The sequence below is a fragment of the Paenarthrobacter sp. RAF54_2 genome, assembly GCF_052113945.1.
Taxonomy (GTDB): domain Bacteria; phylum Actinomycetota; class Actinomycetes; order Actinomycetales; family Micrococcaceae; genus Arthrobacter.
This window is the reverse complement of record NZ_JBFRDV010000046.1, coordinates 1-15,937: the sequence shown is the minus strand read 5'-3', so window position 1 is coordinate 15,937 and position 15,937 is coordinate 1. Positions and strand designations below refer to the sequence as shown.

Sequence of the window (15,937 nt, the reverse complement as noted above, 5' to 3'; positions counted from 1 at the left end):
ACTTTGTCTCCGGGAAGCAGGCCCGCGACGGGGACGTTGAGGGTGTTGTTCGCGCCGGTGCCCAGGGCGATGGTGATGGTTCCGGCGGTGACTTGCTGGCTGGCTGAGGTGGAGGAGGTGAACGCGCCGTAGGTTCCCATGCCGGCGACGGCGGCTGCGGTGCCGAGCAGTGCGACGGAAGCGAGGACCTTGCCGGAGGTGGTCTTGAGGCTGATGGCCATGGGAATCAGTGTCCTTTCGGGAGGCCACCGCTGCCGGTCGGCCGTTTCATGTGCCGGCCCTGAGTGGCTGACAAGAAACACTGTGCAGGGCCCGGATCAAGAACCACTCCTGCAATCCATCAACACTTGCTCAGGAAAAGATCAAGTCTCCCCCGCTCCCCACGTGCACTGTTGTCGCCGAGCTGGATCCGGAAAACTGCGACGCTTCGGTCCGGCCCCGGCTGGTTTGTAGTCTTCCGGCCCTATTTCTGTCCAGTTTCAAGGTGATTCCGGAATCTCGGTCGCCGTTGAGCATCTCACGGGCGTCGCGGAGCCTGGATCAGGAGTGGCCCGGTACTCAGAACTACTTGGATATCCACCCCTCGCCGGTCCGTCACGCATGTGGTCTGTGGTGCTAAAGACTACCTGCGGTGCTGATGTTGTTGCGGGGAAAGCCCTAAAACACGGCGGCAGATGCCCGCGTCTGTCCGTGTTCCAGAGCAAGGCAGAGGGTGTAGCCGACTACGTAACCGGGTACTCGCGTAACCAGCGTGGAGGACCCTCCACAGCCGGCGGAAAATAATAAGGTCACTTTGTTTTCCAAGTAGTCACATCGCGTTTCCATGTCAGGAACTGAGTACCCGCCAGCCTGGAGGCGAGTACCCGAACCCTTGCCGTTCTTTGAAAGTCGAGTACCTCTACGCTGTTGCGAAACCCGTCCGGCCAGCAATTCTTGATACACGAGTTCCGAACCGCTAAAGCTGGATGGGGGTGGTTCGGAAATCGAGGCAAATTCCGATAATTTGCTGGACCTATATTGCATCAACATTCCGAAGTAAAATTTCTGGGAAGGAATTACAATGAACACCCTTATGATCAACATGATTGCTTTTGTCGCCGGCGTAAAGGAACGATTCACCTCCGAGAAGGGTGCAACCGCCGTTGAATACGGCATCATGGTCGCCCTCATCGCTGTCGTCATCATCGGTGCTGTGACCCTCATCGGAACCAACCTGAACACGGCCTTCACCGACATCGCCGGCAAGGTCGGACCCAAGCCGTAATCAGCGAGCCGAACTCTGGCTATCGCCAATACTCTGCCGGCTGTCCGCCCAAACCGGACAGCCGGCAGTGGCGTTTACGGAGGGCGCGCGGACCTAACCAGGCCGGCAGCCTCCGCACCTGTCCAGGTGTACCAAAGGTGAGGAAAGCAATAATGAAATCACGATTAATCGGGGGCATTGCTGCGCTCGTCCTGGCTGTTATCGGGACGATCATGCTGGCGACCTATGTCTCCAACGCGGACCGGCGCGCTCAGGCGTCGCTGGACCCTGTCGATGTTGTTGTCGTAGAGAAGCCGGTTCCGGCCGGCACCAGTGTTCAGGAACTCAGTTCCTTCGTCCAAATCCGTTCGGTGCCAAGTACCGCCAAGGCTGATGGTGCCCTGGCAGCACTGGACAAGGCCAGTGGTCAGGTCACAGCGGTTGCGCTGGAGCCTGGAGAGCAGCTCCTGGGAAGCCGCCTCATCAACCCTTCCGAGCGCATCACGCCAGGGGCCGTTCCGGTACCGGATGGCATGCAGGAAGTCACTGTTCTTTTGCCCCCCGAGAGTGTTGTCGGCGGGACCTTGCGGGCCGGGGACCTCGTTGGCCTGTTCGTCACTCAAACTGATCCGAACAACGCGCAGCAGGCCAGCACGCAACTGGTCTTCGACAAAGTCCTGGTGACTGCCGTCCAGCAGGCACCGGCCGCCAACGGCACGGGACAGGAGGGCACCTCTCCGGTGCCCAGCGGTTCCTCCTTCGTCACGCTGGCCCGCAATTCCACTGACGCGGCCAAGGTCATCCTTAGCGCCCGGGTGGGGAATATCTGGCTGACCAAGCAAACAGCCAGCACCCCTGAGAGTCCAAAGACACCTATCAGCACCTCCGGGATCTTCCAATGAGCCGGTTTCTAGCCCTGACGGGCTCCCCTGAGTTCCAGCAACGCCTTGCTCTTTCCCTGGATTCTTCCCATGAATTGCAGGTGATGGACAGGACGGCTGCCCTCGGGACTCCCGCCGATGTTTTGAGCCGGAACCTCGGCGGACCCATCGATGTCATGCTCTTCGGTCCGGATATCAGCGCCGACCAATGGTTTGCGTTGGCATCCGGGATTGACCTGGAGTACCCGGAGATCGTGATCGTCCTGGCCGCCCCGTCCACGAGCGACCTGGCATTGGCAGCTCTCCGATCGGGAATCCGCGACATTATCGATCCTGAACTCGATGCCAGCCACTTGGCCTTGGCCTTGGACCGCGCAGCCCAGACAGCGAAGGCACGCAGGCAGTCCGCGCAGGTTGACGCCCAGGAAACGCACCGCCGTGGGCGGGTCGTCCCGGTGATGTCTCCCAAGGGCGGTGTGGGGAAAACCACGGTGTCCACGAACCTCGCCGTGGGTCTGGCCCGGACCGCGCCGATGGGCGCGGTCGTGGTGGACCTGGATCTGCAATTCGGAGACGTCGCATCCGGCCTGGGCCTGGAGCCTGCCCACACGATTACCGACGCCGTGCAAGGTTCGGCTGCCACGGATTCGATGGTGCTCAAAGCGTTCCTGAGTCCGCACCCCAGCGGCGCCTATGCTTTGTGCGCTCCACTGCGCCCCGCCGAAGCGGACCTCATCAAGCCCGCCCAGGTCGCGGCACTGGTCAATCAGCTGTCCTTGGAGTTCCCGTACGTCATCCTCGACACGTCCCCCGGCCTTGGCGAGGTTGTCTTGGCCGTGCTGGAACTCGCCACCGACGCCGTGTGGGTGTGCGGCATGGACATTCCCAGCATCCGGGGCCTGAACCATGGACTCGAGGTTCTGCGGCAACTGGACCTCATGCCACCGTCGAGCACGCTGGTCCTGAACTTCGCGGACAAGCGCAGCGGCCTGACCGTCAAAGACATCGAAGCCACCGTGGGATTGCCCGTTGATGTCGTTCTCCCGCACTCCCGCATCGTGCCCTTCTCCACCAATGCCGGCGTGCCGGTACTTCAAGGCGGCCGCCGGGACGCGGTTGGCCGGGGCCTGGCAGCGCTCGTCGGGAAGATCGCAGCCGGCGGTGCAGCCTCCGGAACAAAAACCTCACGCCGAAGGGTGGCCATGACATGAGCCTCATTACACGCTTGGAAGCCGTACGAGCCCAGATCGGCGGAGCCGACGCCGCATCGGCGTCATCCGCCGTGGCCACACCACCGCCGGCCCAGGGGGGCGAAGACCCGGCAGAGCTGCGTCCCATGGAACAGCTGGCGCGGGCCGCTGTGAAGACCCCGACTGATGCCCTGGCAGGGATCAAAAGGCGGGCCGCTGAAGAACTGACCACCCGTCTGGGAGGCCGCATCACGGACACCGGACTCGACGAGGGCGATGTCCGCAAGATGGTAGGGGAAGCCCTCAGTGAGTTCATTGACGACGAACAGGTCCCGTTGACGTCCGAAGAACGGCGCCGCCTGATCAGGGAGATCGTGGACGAGGTCCTGGGCCTGGGCCCGCTGCAGAAACTCCTGGACGATCCTCTCGTCACCGAGATCATGGTCAATGGCGCGAACAGTATCTATGTTGAACGGTCGGGCCGGCTCCACCAAACCGGCACCTCGTTCAGTTCCGATTCACACCTGCGCCGGGTCATCGAACGTATCGTGTCCAGGATCGGGCGCCGGATTGACGAGTCCTCGCCCCTGGTGGACGCCCGCTTGGAGGACGGCTCCCGCGTCAACGCCGTGATCCCGCCGTTGGCGGTCGACGGACCGTCGCTGACCATTCGCAAATTTTCGGCAGTGCCCTTGACCGTTGAGGATCTCATCCGCTTTGAATCGCTGTCCCCCGCGATGGCCCAAGTGCTCGATGCCTGCGTCAAGGCGCGGCTGAACATCATCGTCTCCGGCGGCACCGGCACCGGCAAAACGACCCTCTTGAACGTGTTGTCCTCCTTCATTCCCGAAGAAGAACGCATCGTAACCATCGAGGACGCCGTGGAGCTGCAACTGCAACAGGACCACGTGGTGCGTTTGGAAAGCCGACCGGCAAACATCGAAGGCCGCGGCGCCATCACCATCCGTGACCTGGTCCGGAACTCCCTGCGCATGCGACCGGACCGGATTGTTGTCGGCGAGGTCCGCAGCGGCGAAGCCCTGGACATGCTTCAAGCCATGAACACCGGCCACGACGGGTCCATCTCCACAGTCCACTCAAACTCTCCCCGGGACGCGATCGCCCGCATGGAAACACTCGTCCTGATGGCCGGGATGGAACTTCCCCTGCGAGCCATCCGGGAACAGATCGCCAGCGCCGTGCACCTCATCGTGCAATTAAGCCGGTTAAGGGACGGGACCCGGCGAGTCACGCACATCACCGAAGTCCTGGGCATGGAAGGCGAGGTGGTCACCTTGCAGGATGCCTTCGCGTTCGACTTCTCAGCCGGCGTCAACGCCGAAGGACGCTTCGTGGGACAGACTCTGCCAACGGGCGTCCGGCCGCGGTTTATCGAGAAATTCGCCGACATGGGCATCTACGTGCCGGCAGAGGCGTTCATGCCTCCGCGAGCGATGGGCAGGTGAGAACAATGTTCCAGGACATCACCCTGCCAGCCGGGATCATCGCCATCCTTGTGGCACTGTCCCTGCTGTTGTTCGTCGCGTTGCGGCCAAGGTACCAGGACATCCACGTCAGTAGGAGACGGCCGACTACGACCACAGAAACCGAACAATCCGTCATCACCAAAATCAGCGACGCCACCGTCGCAGCCGTGGAACGCGGCGTTGGCCAACGCCGGGGCGGGATCTTCGGACCCGAGACGCTCCAGGAGGCCGGGCTCGCCATCAAAGCCTCCGAGTTCGTGGTACTCCTGCTGGTCGGCAGCTTCGTGCTGGGAGCCGGCGGATTCATGGCCGGAGGCCTCTTCCTCTGCATCGTTCTTGCCCTGACGTCACCTCTGCTCGCCTGGATGCTTCTCACAGTTAAGACTGGCAAACGAAGGACAAAGTTCGCCGGGCAGCTGACCGACATGCTCAGGGCAATCTCGGGGAGCCTGCGTTCAGGGCACAGCGTCACCCAAAGCATGCACAGTGCCAGCCTGGAGATGCCCGCGCCCATGTCAGAGGAGCTCGCCCGGATTGTTAACGAGAACCGTGTCGGCCGGCCCGTGTCCGATTCAATGGCCGAAGTTGGCCGGAGGATGCGCTGTGAAGACTTCGAGTGGCTGAGCCAAGCCATCGAAATCAACCGTGAAGTCGGCGGCGATCTGGCCGGGGTCCTTGACCACGCTGCCGAAACGGTGCGGGAACGCTCACAGATCAAAGGACAGGTCCGAGCCTTGGCCGCGGAAGGGAAGTTTTCGGCCTACATTCTGATCGGCCTGCCCTTTGTCATCGCCGTCCTCATCAACGTCGTGAATCCGGGATACATGGCAACGCTCTTTCACTCCCTGCTTGGCTGGGGACTCATCATCGTCGGCGTGATCATGATGGGCATCGGATCCATCTGGATCAGCCGCATGGTCAAGATCGAATTCTAAGGAGGCTGGCACCATGTCTACATCTGTCTGGCTCATGATCGCCGCGGTGGTTCTGCCTGGAGCATACTTTGCGTGGTCCCTGATAGCCGTGGACCGGGCCACAGGGAAGCTGATCCGCACCAGGCTCCAAACAGTGGGCCAGGGACAGCTGAAGGACGCATCCTCAACACCGGCCCTGATGCCACGCATCATCCGCAGGCTCACACCCACCTCCTACGTTCTCCGGCTCGACCAGACGCTCGCGAAAGCCGGACGGCCGGCATCCATGCCCCTGGACCGGTTGCTGACCGTAAAACCGCTGGCGGCCCTGGGCGGAGGCCTGCTGGCCCTGGTCCTTGGCGGAAGCCGTTCCACCGTTGGGCTGTTCCTGACACTCGTTCTGGCCACCGCCTGCTACTTCCTGCCGGACCTGTTGGTGTACAACAACGGCACCAAACGCCAGGCCCGGATCGAGAAAGACCTGCCCAACGTGCTGGACCAACTGCTGATCTCGGTCGAAGCTGGTCTCGGCTTCGAAGCCGCCGTCGCCCGCGTGGGTGCCAGCGGCAGCGGACCCCTCGCCGACGAGCTGGTGCGCACCCTCCAGGACATCCAAGCCGGCAGGTCCCGCCGTGAGGCGTACAGGGCTCTCGCGGACCGGTCCACGGTCCCTGACCTTCGAAGCTTCGTCGGCGCCGTGGTCCAGGCAGACATCCAAGGGCTGGCCATTGCCCGGATCCTGAAACCCCAGGCCGAGCAGATGCGTGTCAAGCGACGTCTGCGGGCCGAAGAGAAAGCCATGAAACTTCCCGTCGCGGTGATCTTTCCACTGATCCTGTTTATCTTCCCGCCGCTGTTCATCATCATTCTCGGTCCGGCTGTCATCAACGCCATCGCCACGTTCTCAAAGTGAAGGTCCTCGGAGGAAACCATGTTCAGATCAGCCAAACGGCCTCACCATCAGCCCGATGAGCGCCAACGGGGAGCATCAGTGGTGGAGTTCGCCATCATCGTCCCCCTGCTGTTGTCGATGCTCCTCGGCGTGATTGACTTCGGCGTCGCGTACAGCGAAAACATCGGCCTCCAGGCCGCGGCCCGCGAAGGCGCGCGACAGGGAGTCACCAACGGCGATGTCATCGCGTCCATCACGGGGGCCAAGGGCAACCTCGAGGCCACGAAGATCCAAACCAAATTCGTCGTCGATACCACCGGCGGAGCCCCAGGAAAACTGGTCGTCTGCCTGAGGTATCCGCAACGCTCGGTCAGCGGATTCTTCTCCTGGATGCTGAACGGCTACTTCGAGACCAAATACGTCATGAAAATGGAAGGCACGGCAACCGTGACTTCCGGGGCCAAGAACTGGACCGGTGGAACATGCGCAGCATAACGATACGCAAGATATGGTCCCGGGCGGCAGGAGAAGACGAACCGGCCAACCAAGGCGGAGCCTCCATCATCATCTTCGCCTTGATGGTGCCCCTACTCTTTGGAGCATTGGCTTTGGCACTTGACTTCGGGAAGCTCGCGTACGAGCGGCAGGATCTGAGCAACGCACTGGACGCTGCAGCCTTGGCGGGCGCGGGATCGCTTCCGAACGACCCGGCCGCGGCGCAGAGCGCTGCCATATCGTATGCGAACACCAACGACCCCCAGGCCAACCCGACCATCACCTTCCGCTGCCTCGTTGCCTCCACCGGAACAGCGAAGACCGTAGCCGCCGGACAAGTACCCAATGTCTGCGATCCGGGCACAACCTCCGGGGCGAAATGCAACGAAACGCTCTGCTCCATACCCTGCATCCCCGCGGGCACCCACACATGCAACACGATCATTGTCACCGCCTCGAAGGACGTCCCGTTTGCGTTCGCCCCTGTCATCGGTGTCAACACCGGGAACACCGGATCGCTGGTGTCTGTTGCCTGCAAGGGTTCGTGCGGTTCCCAGATCCCGAATCCGATGGACGTTGTCATGGTTGCGGACCGCACCGGCAGCATGTCCACGGCGGACCGCAACGCAATGGTCGCTGGTATCAAGAGCACCCTGCAGACCATGACCAAGGAACAGCAATACGTTGCTTTGGGTACCATCGGCCGCAGCGCCACCAGCCCGGGCAGCTGCATCACCAGCCCGTCTTCAAACGAAACCACCGGCCCATGGCTCCCGGTTCCGTTCTCCAATAACTACACCAATAACCCGGCCACTCCCGGTGCGGTGCCGCCGTTGAACACCAGCAGCACCCTGGTCGGCGGGCTGAATTGTTTGAACTCATCCAGCACGGGTACGTATCTGGCCGCACCACTGAAATCCGCCGCACGATACGCGCTCGGACTAACTCCAAACAACCTCGGATCCCTCCCGGTTCGGTCCACCCCGGCACGGAAAGCCATCATCCTGGAAACGGACGGAGAACCCAATGAGACCACCATCTCCGGCAGCTCGACTTCCTTGAGCAACAGCAACGACATCGGCAATTCCAACGGCACGACAGCCTGCAACAACCTCAAGGACGTCGCAACCAACGCCAAGAACCAAGGCCTGCTCATCATCACCGTCGCTTTCGGGGGTGCCAACTCCGCAACCTGCGCCACCGGGGGTGACTACGTCCGCAACGTCCTGGCGGCAGCGTCCTCACCGAAGGCAGCCGGTGTGCCCAGCACGGCCTCCAACGACTGTTCCACAGCCGCCCTGCGCACAACCGAAAACGCCGATGGTGACTACTTCTTCTGCGCCGCCACAGGAGCAGAGATGGGCCCGATTTTCGCCTCGGCTATCAACGCCATCAGCACCAATTCCCGCCTGATCAGGCTGCCCGAATGATCCACGACAGATAGATCGAGGCCACCAGACCGGTCGTTCGTAGATCCCAGACCACGGACGGCCGATAGGGCCCCCTTCCGGTACCCAGAGCCGGGAGGGGGTCCGCCAAACAAACCGCGACAGGCCCCGGGCCAGTAGCCTACCCGGTGGACGAGAGTACCTGTCGGCGAACCCAAGTAGCGCCGCCGCGGGAAGTCGAGTACGCCCTACTCGTGCTGAACCCCGGGGCTCTCCCCTACACTCCACGTACAGCCTGGGATCCGCCCAACGTCTGCCCACATCGAAGCCGAGGGAAATGATCATGAAAAGGTCAACGACGGTCAAGAAACCGGAGATGAAACTTATAGTACCGGCTGTTTTGGCGGCACTTCTATCTGCCCCGATCCTGGCCGCGGCCCCCGCCGCTGCCGACATCGATGCTGACACCATCGACAAGTCCATCGTGTGGGTTGATGCCGCGTGGAGCGCTTCGGTGCAGGTTCCCTTCAAGGATGGAACGACCGAAACTTACAGGACCACCGTTTACGTCTACTGCACGGGATGGTTCGTCAGTGACACCGGGCATGTGGCAACTGCAGGGCACTGCGTCGACGCCGATGATGGGCTTCGTGTCAACGTCTATGCGAACGTCATCGACGAGCAGCGCCTAAGCGGGGTCAAGGCCGAGAACGTGGACTGGCCCATGACACTGGGCGATCCGTCGATCAAAATTGACCAACCGTCAGGCATCGAGGGCGGAGTTCTCAGCGGAAAAACAGCCATCACAGCGCAACTTATCGCCAAGCAAGGTTTCGAGAAAGGTGATAACGCCCTCCTGCGCATTGCCGACATGAAAGGCACGCCAGCGCTGACGATCGGCTCCGACGCGCCCAAAGTCCGTGAGAAGGTCACCTCCATTGGTTTTCCTGACCTCGTAGGCTCCACCTCCGACGTGGAAAGGCAAAAGCCGTCCTACCGTTCCGGTGCCGTCAGCTCACGCAGTTATTCCACGCAAGGTGTTCCCCGCACTGAAATTGACACCGACATCACCCCGGGGATGTCCGGAGGCCCCTCAGTGAACGAAGCCGGGCAGGTCATTGGCATCAATTCCGCCTACGTCTACCAAGGAGCCGGCCAAGCCAACTACATCACCGACACCCAAACACTCCGGGACTTCCTGACGGCCAACGGAGTCAAATTAGCTGACGCGGCCTCACAGTCCGCAAACCCCGCCGCCGCCGTTGAAAATCCCTCCGCCGTCATACCAAGCCAACAGGAAATTCCGGTATGGATGATCGGAATCCTGGCCGTCCTCGTCCTTGCCCTTGCCGCCATGGCAATTCTCCTGGTGCGCGCGCTGCGGAAACAACCAAGGCCGGCCACCGTAGCCTCTTTGCCAGCCGGCACACCGATGCCGTGGATGCAAGAACCGTCCCGCCCCGGTGATGGGCCGCCTCGTCAGAACGGATAGCAGCCGGCTGCGGCGGATCAACATGGAACGTTGACCCGTCACGGCAATGAAACCTGCTGGAACTCCTGATGCCTGGCATTTGCTGGCACGTCGACGCTTCGCCTATCAATGCAGTGCCATTGCGCCGACAGGTCCCCTCATCAACGGGGAACTCCGAAACCACAGCCGAGGTTGAGGTGCTGCTCCAAAAGCATGCAACCCGCCGGTCCTGAGGCTCATCCAAATTCTGTCGGTTTCAGCGAGACTTCCGCGATCCTTGACGGTAGAGCGCTCAATCACTTCACAGCACTGGCTACTTCGCCGGTGAACCGTGAAGGATTCTGCTGACTTCCTCGTTGCTGAGCTTCAGCCATGCCGATCCGGAGGACCCCTCCAGGGCGGCCGCGGGACTCTCTGACTGCACCCACCACTTGGCTTCGAAGATGTGTCCTTCCAGGATGACCCGGTCCCCCTTGTGGTACACCACATCCGCGGCCCAGCCCGGGTACGTCCCGGTGGGGACCACGACGTCTGGCACGGGCCGGTCCCCGGGAAGCACCGGGCCGATCAGTTTCCACGGCGTTTGGGCTCCATCACTGACCGGATCGTTGGGCACGTTGTTCTTGGTCCACCACTTGGATTCGTAGACACTGCCCTGCCAGACCACCCTGTCGCCCTGCACGTAGGTCGCATCGGAGGACCAGATAGGGTAGGGGCTCGTTGAGGGGTCATCGACCACGGGGGCGGCCGTTGACAGCACCGGGACCGGCACGGGCGTTGTGGAGCCGGGATCGGTGGGCACCAGCCCACCGCTGAGGACCTTGGTGAAGTGGGAGCCCGCCTGGCGGACGCCGCTGCAGGCGTCGGACACCACGGTGAGGTTCGGATAGTTGGGGCCGCATTCGGCGTCGCGGTTCAGGGACCACATCGATAGCCGGCCGATGCCCTTGGCCAAGGCGAAGTCCCTCACCCCCTGGGCATCCGCCATGGTGAAGACATCGGCAACGACGTCATTCTGGCCGATCATGGGGGTCAGGCCGATCCTGCGCCAAAGAGTCTGAGCACCCATTTCCTGCCCGGCTGCGGCGAACAGAGGACCGAGTTGAGTGTGGGTTGCTTCTGCGGCCGCTGTCGTTGCCTGAAGGATCGATTGGCCCGGGTCGCGGCTGGCACCATAATCCATGGTCATGATGTTCACGCCTGCAAGGTCCACGCCGGCCTCCAGCATCTCGGAGACGGCGCCGGAGCCCTCGGTAAGGAGGCCCGTTGGTGTCACGGGAAGCGTGAGCCAGACGGACAGGGGTCGGCCGATGCTGTTGCGGGCCCTTTGGAGCGCGGCGATGGCTTTGGCCTGGCGTGCTACGCCGACCCTGTCTGCCAGGGCAGCACCCTCCACATCCAGGTCAATGGTAGAAAGCTGATAGCGGTCGACCACTGTCGCATATGCCTGCTGGAGGCGGTCAGAGTCGGTACAGGAGGTGGAAAGTTCCTGGTTGCTTTGACCCCCGAAGGAGACGGACACGTCTCCACCCAGTTGTCGCAGCCGCGCGATGCGGCGGTCAAGGTCCAGCTCCGATGCAGCGGCGTCCAGGCTGTAGAACGATCCCCAGGTTGGGACGCACCCATCCTGGGGATCGGCCACGATGAAGGACAGAACCACTGTCTTAGTTTCCTCGCCTACGGGCTGTTCGAATCCGTAACGCGGTGTAGCGGTAACGTCCACGTATGCGCTGAAACCTGACGGGGATGCCGCGGCCGCCCGGGTATCGCTGTAGGAGCGCCAGGTGACGATCCCTGCTCCCACCATCAGGGCCAAGACAGCGGTCAAAATGGCCAGCCTGATGAAGGACAGCTTGCGGCCGGGAAAACGCTTGGACATTTGGGACCCCCATTGACACCCGAAGGCTCGATGCACATAGACATGGTTGCCAGAGGTACCCCCCGCAGGATCAACCGGGCCTGCGCACACCGTACATGTCACGAACGGCCGGCTTTAGGCCTTCCATCGTTTACTATAAGGGCAATCTGCGGGACTCACCCTCAGCGGCGTGCGAAGCGTTCACCGGTTATCGGGCCAAAGGGGTTCGATCCATTGTCCGATGGGGAACTATGACGGAGCAGTTGGTTGAATCCTCCAACACCACGCGAAGCGGGAACGGGCTGTTCCCTGGAAGGCTTCAGACCCCTGAACGGAAGCGCCAGTGGGGTTCCGAGCGGCGGTCCGAACCATTGGCGATCGTCCATCCAGCTCCTTCAACCCGGAAGATCATCTGGGGACGGGTCGCCATCCTGGTCACCATCGCTGCCTGGATGTACTACGTCATCTCGACAATCATCAGGCAGTTTGTCGACAATCCAAACTCCGGGTTCCGGTTCGGGATCGAATCATTCTCATATTTGATCGTCGTCACGTTCCTGACCTTTTCAGCCCTCATGTACCTCATGGCGCGGCAGGGCGCCCTGTACCGCTTCAAAGAACACCGGCGGGTTCCGCGCGGGGAGCTTGATAACCATTTCACGCGGTACAAAGACGCCGTCACGGTACTCGTTCCCTCATACGCTGAAGAGCCACAGGTTGTTCGGCTGACACTCTGGTCCGCTGCGCTGCAGGAGTTCCCGGACCTGCGCGTAGTGCTGCTGCTGGATGACCCGCCCCACCCCACCGACCCCGACATCGCGCAGCGTCTTAACGAGACCCGGGCCTTGGCCGGACAGATCTCTGACGCTCTGAAGGAACCCGCCGCCCGCACCCGAGCGGCACTGGCAGCGTTCCGGAAGACCCAGAAGCCGGCCGGGGCCGAACATGATGCCACCGCTTTGGAATCCCTCATTGGCGAGTACGAGGCGGCCGTCGAGTGGCTGGAAGCCATGGCTGAAGCGGAACTCGTCAACGACCATGTGGACGAATTCTTTGTCGACCTCGTCATCATGGGCCTTGCCCGCGAGCTGCGCCTGGTCCTGCTGGCGCTGACGGCGGCACGGGCGCAGAAAACCGCTCCAGCTCCGGAGCGCATGGAGCAGCTCTATCTGCGCCTTACCTGGATCTTCAATGTCCACACGGTGACGTTCGAACGGAAGCGCTATGCCAGCCTCTCTCACGAGGCGAACAAGGCCATGAACCTCAATGCCTACATCTCCCTCATGGGCAAACGGTGGCGCCGGGAAGATACCGCCGGGCAGGTGGTACTCCGTCCCTCGCTGCAACCCCAGGAGGACGATCTGCTGGTGCCAGACAGCGCCTACCTGCTGACTCTTGACGCGGATTCGCTCCTGCTGCGCGACTACTGTCTCCGACTGGTGTACTTCCTTGAGTCGGCGGGCAACGAGCGGGTTGCCGTGACGCAGACGCCGTACTCTTCGTTCCGTGGTGCCCCCACCCGCATTGAGCGTATTGCGGGAGCAACCACCGACATCCAGCACATCCTGCATCAAGGCATGACGTTTTACGGTGCCACGTTCTGGGTAGGGGCAAACGCCATCATCCGCAAATGCGCTTTGGAAGATATCGTTGAGGTCGAAACCGCCGGCGGCTTCGAAGTGCGAACCTACATCCAGGACCGCACGGTCATCGAAGACACCGAGTCCAGCATTGACCTGGGAACCCACGGCTGGACACTCAGTAACTACCCCGAACGCCTCAGCTACAGCGCAACACCACCAGACTTCGGTGCGCTCGTCGTACAGCGGCGGCGCTGGGCCAACGGCGGGCTGCTGATCCTGCCAAAGCTCTGGAACCAACTGTCCCGGCGTCGAAACCAGCGCGAACAGGTCCTCTTCCGCGAAGTCCTGCTGCGCGTAAACTACATGGCATCCATTTCTTGGGCGAGCTTCGGATTGCTGTTCCTGCTGGCATACCCATATGACAGCCGCCTCCTTAGCCCGGCAGTGTTCGTCGCCGCGCTCCCCTACTTCCTCTGCATGGGTTCAGATCTCCGGGACTGCGGCCACCGTTTCAGTGACATCTTCCGTATTTACGGGTTCAATCTCATCCTTCTCCCGGTCAACCTTGCCGGGGTGCTGAAATCACTGCAACAAGGTCTGACCGGCGACAAAATCCCATTCGTCCGCACCCCCAAGGTCAAAAACCGCACCGCTGCGCCTGCCATCTACGTGCTGATCCCCTACGCCATCGTCGCTTTCTCGCTGCTTACCATCTGGCGGGATGCCACTCAGCAAAACTGGGGCAACGTGGCCTTTGCAACGCTCAACGCCGTCCTGGCGACGATCTGCATCCAGTCCTACATCGGCCTCTGGAACTCCGTTGTCGACGTCTTCCTCGGAGCTTTGAACTGGCTTTACGTCAAACCAAAGACCACAGCGCCGCCACAGTCCTTGGTGGTGCCCAAGTCCGCCGAAGAAGTCGACTGGAAGTCTATTCTGTACCATGGCGACCGCCGCCTTAACCGCGACTTCCGTGGCGGAACGGACCGTCGCCGCCGAATCTCCATCCGCTGATCCAAACAACTCAGCAAAGCCCCGGGTCCTTCGACCCCTTCAGGTAACCACCGTCTACGGTCCGGACCCGTTACCGGTTTCCTGATCCGCCCACGGTAGTTCGGTAAGGTCCTCCATGGCGGACAAGGCTGTGGTGATTCTCTCTTCCATAATGGTGAACGTTACGTCGATCCCCGTTTCGGCCCACGATAGGTGTAGTTGGGTTTCTTCGGGCAGTGGCTCGTGGATGAACCAGTAGGCCAGCGTCCAGAACCCGCCACGGTCCTCGAAGCTGATCATGGAGGCATAGGCGTTTATGGCGCCGGGCTGCTTCAGGACCAGTCGTGGGCCGGAGAGCGGCGAGTTGTTGTGTGCGGCCTCCACTTGCATCCTCTCCGTTTCGTACCGTCGCCTGTCAAAGGCGCCACGGAAACGAATGCTGATGTGCACCATGACCCCGGCCGGGTAAATCTCCGCGTAATCCAAGGTACAGACGGCCCCGTTGATCGCCCTGTGCTCTCCGGCGATGAGCCCGGGAAGCCAGCTCGCCGGTGGCTTGTCCATAGTCCCGGATTCCTATTCCGGCCGGACCTGGTTCGATACGTCCTGGGCCGTGTTCTCGGGCCAGGCGTTTTGTTCGTCGGTGTCGGCGTCCGGTCCCAGGGCAGCTTCGGGAGTAATCGAGTCATCCGTGGCCGACGTCGGCGGCTTCTTCCGCCTCTGGCCCGCTGGCGAGTCTGGGCTCAGTTCTTGTGGCGGAGGTGGGTTGTGTTTCTCGGCTGGGGTCCCGCTCATGGTGCCACGTTAATCCCGTGCGATGTTGGCTGTCGAGACTCGCACGCTTCACACCGGGCGCGGCGTGGCCTGGTCCATCCATGCCCGATGGTGGATCCGGTTTGTTTGGGAGCTTCTTGTCCGGGTACAGGTAACTTACCGGCGAAAGTGGTCGTTGGTGTTCAGCGGAAGCCCACCCGAGCCCCACCCGGTCGGTCCCGGAACTGTCGACCACGAACCTTTCTATGGGCAGTTCGATGAGCAGGTCCGGAGCCCATTGCACAGGCCGTGAGGGGGTGCCATACGGGGTACGGAAGTATCTCCGAATGCCAGGACGGGACGTAGAACCTGCGCCCGTATCTGGCCTTGTGCGAATGGCAGCGCCTCAGCGATGCGGATTTCTTGATCTTTTCCTGAGCAAGTGTTGATGGATTGCAGGAGTGGTTCTTGATCCGGGCCCGGCACAGTGTTTCTTGTCAGCCACTCAGGGCCGGCACATGAAACGGCCGGCCGGCAGCGGTGGCCTCCCGAAAGGACACTGATTCCCATGGCCATCAGCCTCAAGACCACCTCCGGCAAGGTCCTCGCTTCCGTCGCACTGCTCGGCACCGCAGCCGCGGTCGCCGGCATGGGAACCTACGGCGCGTTCACCTCCTCCACCTCAGCCAGCCAGCAAGTCACCGCCGGAACCATCACCATCGCCCTGGGCACCGGCGCGAACAACACCCTCAACGTCCCCGTCGCGGGCCTGCTTCCCGGAGACAAAGT

Annotated in this window: 15 protein-coding genes; 11 read left to right on the top strand and 4 right to left on the bottom strand. The window is 61.8% G+C overall.

The genetic code is table 11. From position 1 onward, the window contains the following. A partial coding sequence (locus AB4Y87_RS25560; RefSeq protein ID WP_442007013.1) for a SipW-dependent-type signal peptide-containing protein occupies positions 1 to 221 on the bottom strand: 221 nt, incomplete at its 3' end. Between the two features lie 839 nt (positions 222 to 1,060). On the opposite strand from AB4Y87_RS25560, the gene AB4Y87_RS25555 reads away from it, so the two are divergent. The 9 genes from AB4Y87_RS25555 (at position 1,061) to AB4Y87_RS25515 (ending at position 9,982) form a co-directional block, all read left to right on the top strand. Further along, entirely contained in the window at positions 1,061 to 1,264 is a 204-nt protein-coding gene (locus AB4Y87_RS25555) for a Flp family type IVb pilin (RefSeq protein WP_442007026.1), read from the top strand. 152 nt (positions 1,265 to 1,416) lie between these two features. Further along, positions 1,417 to 2,145 (top strand): Flp pilus assembly protein CpaB, encoded by a 729-nt coding sequence (gene cpaB / locus AB4Y87_RS25550; RefSeq protein WP_442007025.1) that lies wholly within the window; start codon positions 1,417 to 1,419, stop codon positions 2,143 to 2,145. After that, complete coding sequence (locus tag AB4Y87_RS25545) at positions 2,142 to 3,335, top strand: AAA family ATPase (RefSeq protein ID WP_442007024.1); 1,194 nt, start codon at positions 2,142 to 2,144, stop codon at positions 3,333 to 3,335. Before cpaB ends, AB4Y87_RS25545 begins: the two co-directional genes overlap by 4 nt. Beyond that, positions 3,332 to 4,780, top strand: a complete 1,449-nt coding sequence (locus tag AB4Y87_RS25540) for a CpaF family protein (RefSeq protein WP_442007023.1) — start codon at positions 3,332 to 3,334, stop codon at positions 4,778 to 4,780. The genes AB4Y87_RS25545 and AB4Y87_RS25540 overlap by 4 nt, the downstream gene beginning before the upstream one ends. A gap of 5 nt (positions 4,781 to 4,785) precedes the next feature. Further along, a complete protein-coding gene (locus AB4Y87_RS25535) occupies positions 4,786 to 5,736 on the top strand; it encodes a type II secretion system F family protein (RefSeq protein ID WP_442007022.1) in 951 nt (316 codons plus the stop codon). Positions 5,737 to 5,749: 13 nt separating this feature from the next. Further along, entirely contained in the window at positions 5,750 to 6,628 is an 879-nt protein-coding gene (locus tag AB4Y87_RS25530) for a type II secretion system F family protein (protein ID WP_442007021.1), read from the top strand. Between the two features lie 18 nt (positions 6,629 to 6,646). Continuing rightward, positions 6,647 to 7,102 (top strand): TadE/TadG family type IV pilus assembly protein, encoded by a 456-nt coding sequence (locus AB4Y87_RS25525; RefSeq protein WP_442007020.1) that lies wholly within the window; start codon positions 6,647 to 6,649, stop codon positions 7,100 to 7,102. After that, positions 7,090 to 8,532: a pilus assembly protein TadG-related protein gene (locus tag AB4Y87_RS25520; RefSeq protein WP_442007019.1), complete on the top strand. Its 1,443-nt coding sequence runs from the start codon at positions 7,090 to 7,092 to the stop codon at positions 8,530 to 8,532. The genes AB4Y87_RS25525 and AB4Y87_RS25520 overlap by 13 nt, the downstream gene beginning before the upstream one ends. A gap of 334 nt (positions 8,533 to 8,866) precedes the next feature. After that, entirely contained in the window at positions 8,867 to 9,982 is a 1,116-nt protein-coding gene (locus AB4Y87_RS25515) for a trypsin-like peptidase domain-containing protein (protein ID WP_442007018.1), read from the top strand. A gap of 292 nt (positions 9,983 to 10,274) precedes the next feature. Here the strand turns inward: AB4Y87_RS25515 and AB4Y87_RS25510 are convergent, their stop codons facing one another. Beyond that, a complete protein-coding gene (locus AB4Y87_RS25510) occupies positions 10,275 to 11,840 on the bottom strand; it encodes a chitinase (RefSeq protein ID WP_442007017.1) in 1,566 nt (521 codons plus the stop codon). 230 nt (positions 11,841 to 12,070) lie between these two features. Here AB4Y87_RS25510 and AB4Y87_RS25505 point away from each other — a divergent pair, with 230 nt between their 5' ends. Then, positions 12,071 to 14,416 (top strand): glycosyltransferase family 2 protein, encoded by a 2,346-nt coding sequence (locus tag AB4Y87_RS25505; protein ID WP_442007016.1) that lies wholly within the window; start codon positions 12,071 to 12,073, stop codon positions 14,414 to 14,416. A 54-nt stretch (positions 14,417 to 14,470) separates the two neighbouring features. On the opposite strand, the gene AB4Y87_RS25500 is transcribed toward AB4Y87_RS25505, so the two are convergent. Together AB4Y87_RS25500 and AB4Y87_RS25495 are read right to left on the bottom strand one after the other, a co-directional pair. Beyond that, the gene (locus tag AB4Y87_RS25500) at positions 14,471 to 14,959 is read right to left on the bottom strand and encodes a hypothetical protein (RefSeq protein WP_442007015.1); all 489 of its coding nucleotides are present in this window, start codon (positions 14,957 to 14,959) and stop codon (positions 14,471 to 14,473) included. Between the two features lie 12 nt (positions 14,960 to 14,971). After that, a complete protein-coding gene (locus tag AB4Y87_RS25495; RefSeq protein WP_442007014.1) occupies positions 14,972 to 15,190 on the bottom strand; it encodes a hypothetical protein in 219 nt (72 codons plus the stop codon). 526 nt (positions 15,191 to 15,716) lie between these two features. Between AB4Y87_RS25495 and AB4Y87_RS25490 the strand changes: the two genes are divergently transcribed. Then, on the top strand, positions 15,717 to 15,937 hold a 221-nt coding region (locus AB4Y87_RS25490; RefSeq protein WP_442007013.1), incomplete at its 3' end, for a SipW-dependent-type signal peptide-containing protein.

Coding starts and splice junctions, on each gene's coding strand:
- AB4Y87_RS25555 (WP_442007026.1), top strand. CDS start 1,061: ATGAACACCCTTATGATCAACATGATTGCTTTTGTCGCCGGCGTAAAG.
- cpaB (WP_442007025.1), top strand. CDS start 1,417: ATGAAATCACGATTAATCGGGGGCATTGCTGCGCTCGTCCTGGCTGTT.
- AB4Y87_RS25545 (WP_442007024.1), top strand. CDS start 2,142: ATGAGCCGGTTTCTAGCCCTGACGGGCTCCCCTGAGTTCCAGCAACGC.
- AB4Y87_RS25540 (WP_442007023.1), top strand. CDS start 3,332: ATGAGCCTCATTACACGCTTGGAAGCCGTACGAGCCCAGATCGGCGGA.
- AB4Y87_RS25535 (WP_442007022.1), top strand. CDS start 4,786: ATGTTCCAGGACATCACCCTGCCAGCCGGGATCATCGCCATCCTTGTG.
- AB4Y87_RS25530 (WP_442007021.1), top strand. CDS start 5,750: ATGTCTACATCTGTCTGGCTCATGATCGCCGCGGTGGTTCTGCCTGGA.
- AB4Y87_RS25525 (WP_442007020.1), top strand. CDS start 6,647: ATGTTCAGATCAGCCAAACGGCCTCACCATCAGCCCGATGAGCGCCAA.
- AB4Y87_RS25520 (WP_442007019.1), top strand. CDS start 7,090: ATGCGCAGCATAACGATACGCAAGATATGGTCCCGGGCGGCAGGAGAA.
- AB4Y87_RS25515 (WP_442007018.1), top strand. CDS start 8,867: ATGAAACTTATAGTACCGGCTGTTTTGGCGGCACTTCTATCTGCCCCG.
- AB4Y87_RS25510 (WP_442007017.1), bottom strand. CDS start 11,840: ATGTCCAAGCGTTTTCCCGGCCGCAAGCTGTCCTTCATCAGGCTGGCC.
- AB4Y87_RS25505 (WP_442007016.1), top strand. CDS start 12,071: ATGACGGAGCAGTTGGTTGAATCCTCCAACACCACGCGAAGCGGGAAC.
- AB4Y87_RS25500 (WP_442007015.1), bottom strand. CDS start 14,959: ATGGACAAGCCACCGGCGAGCTGGCTTCCCGGGCTCATCGCCGGAGAG.
- AB4Y87_RS25495 (WP_442007014.1), bottom strand. CDS start 15,190: ATGAGCGGGACCCCAGCCGAGAAACACAACCCACCTCCGCCACAAGAA.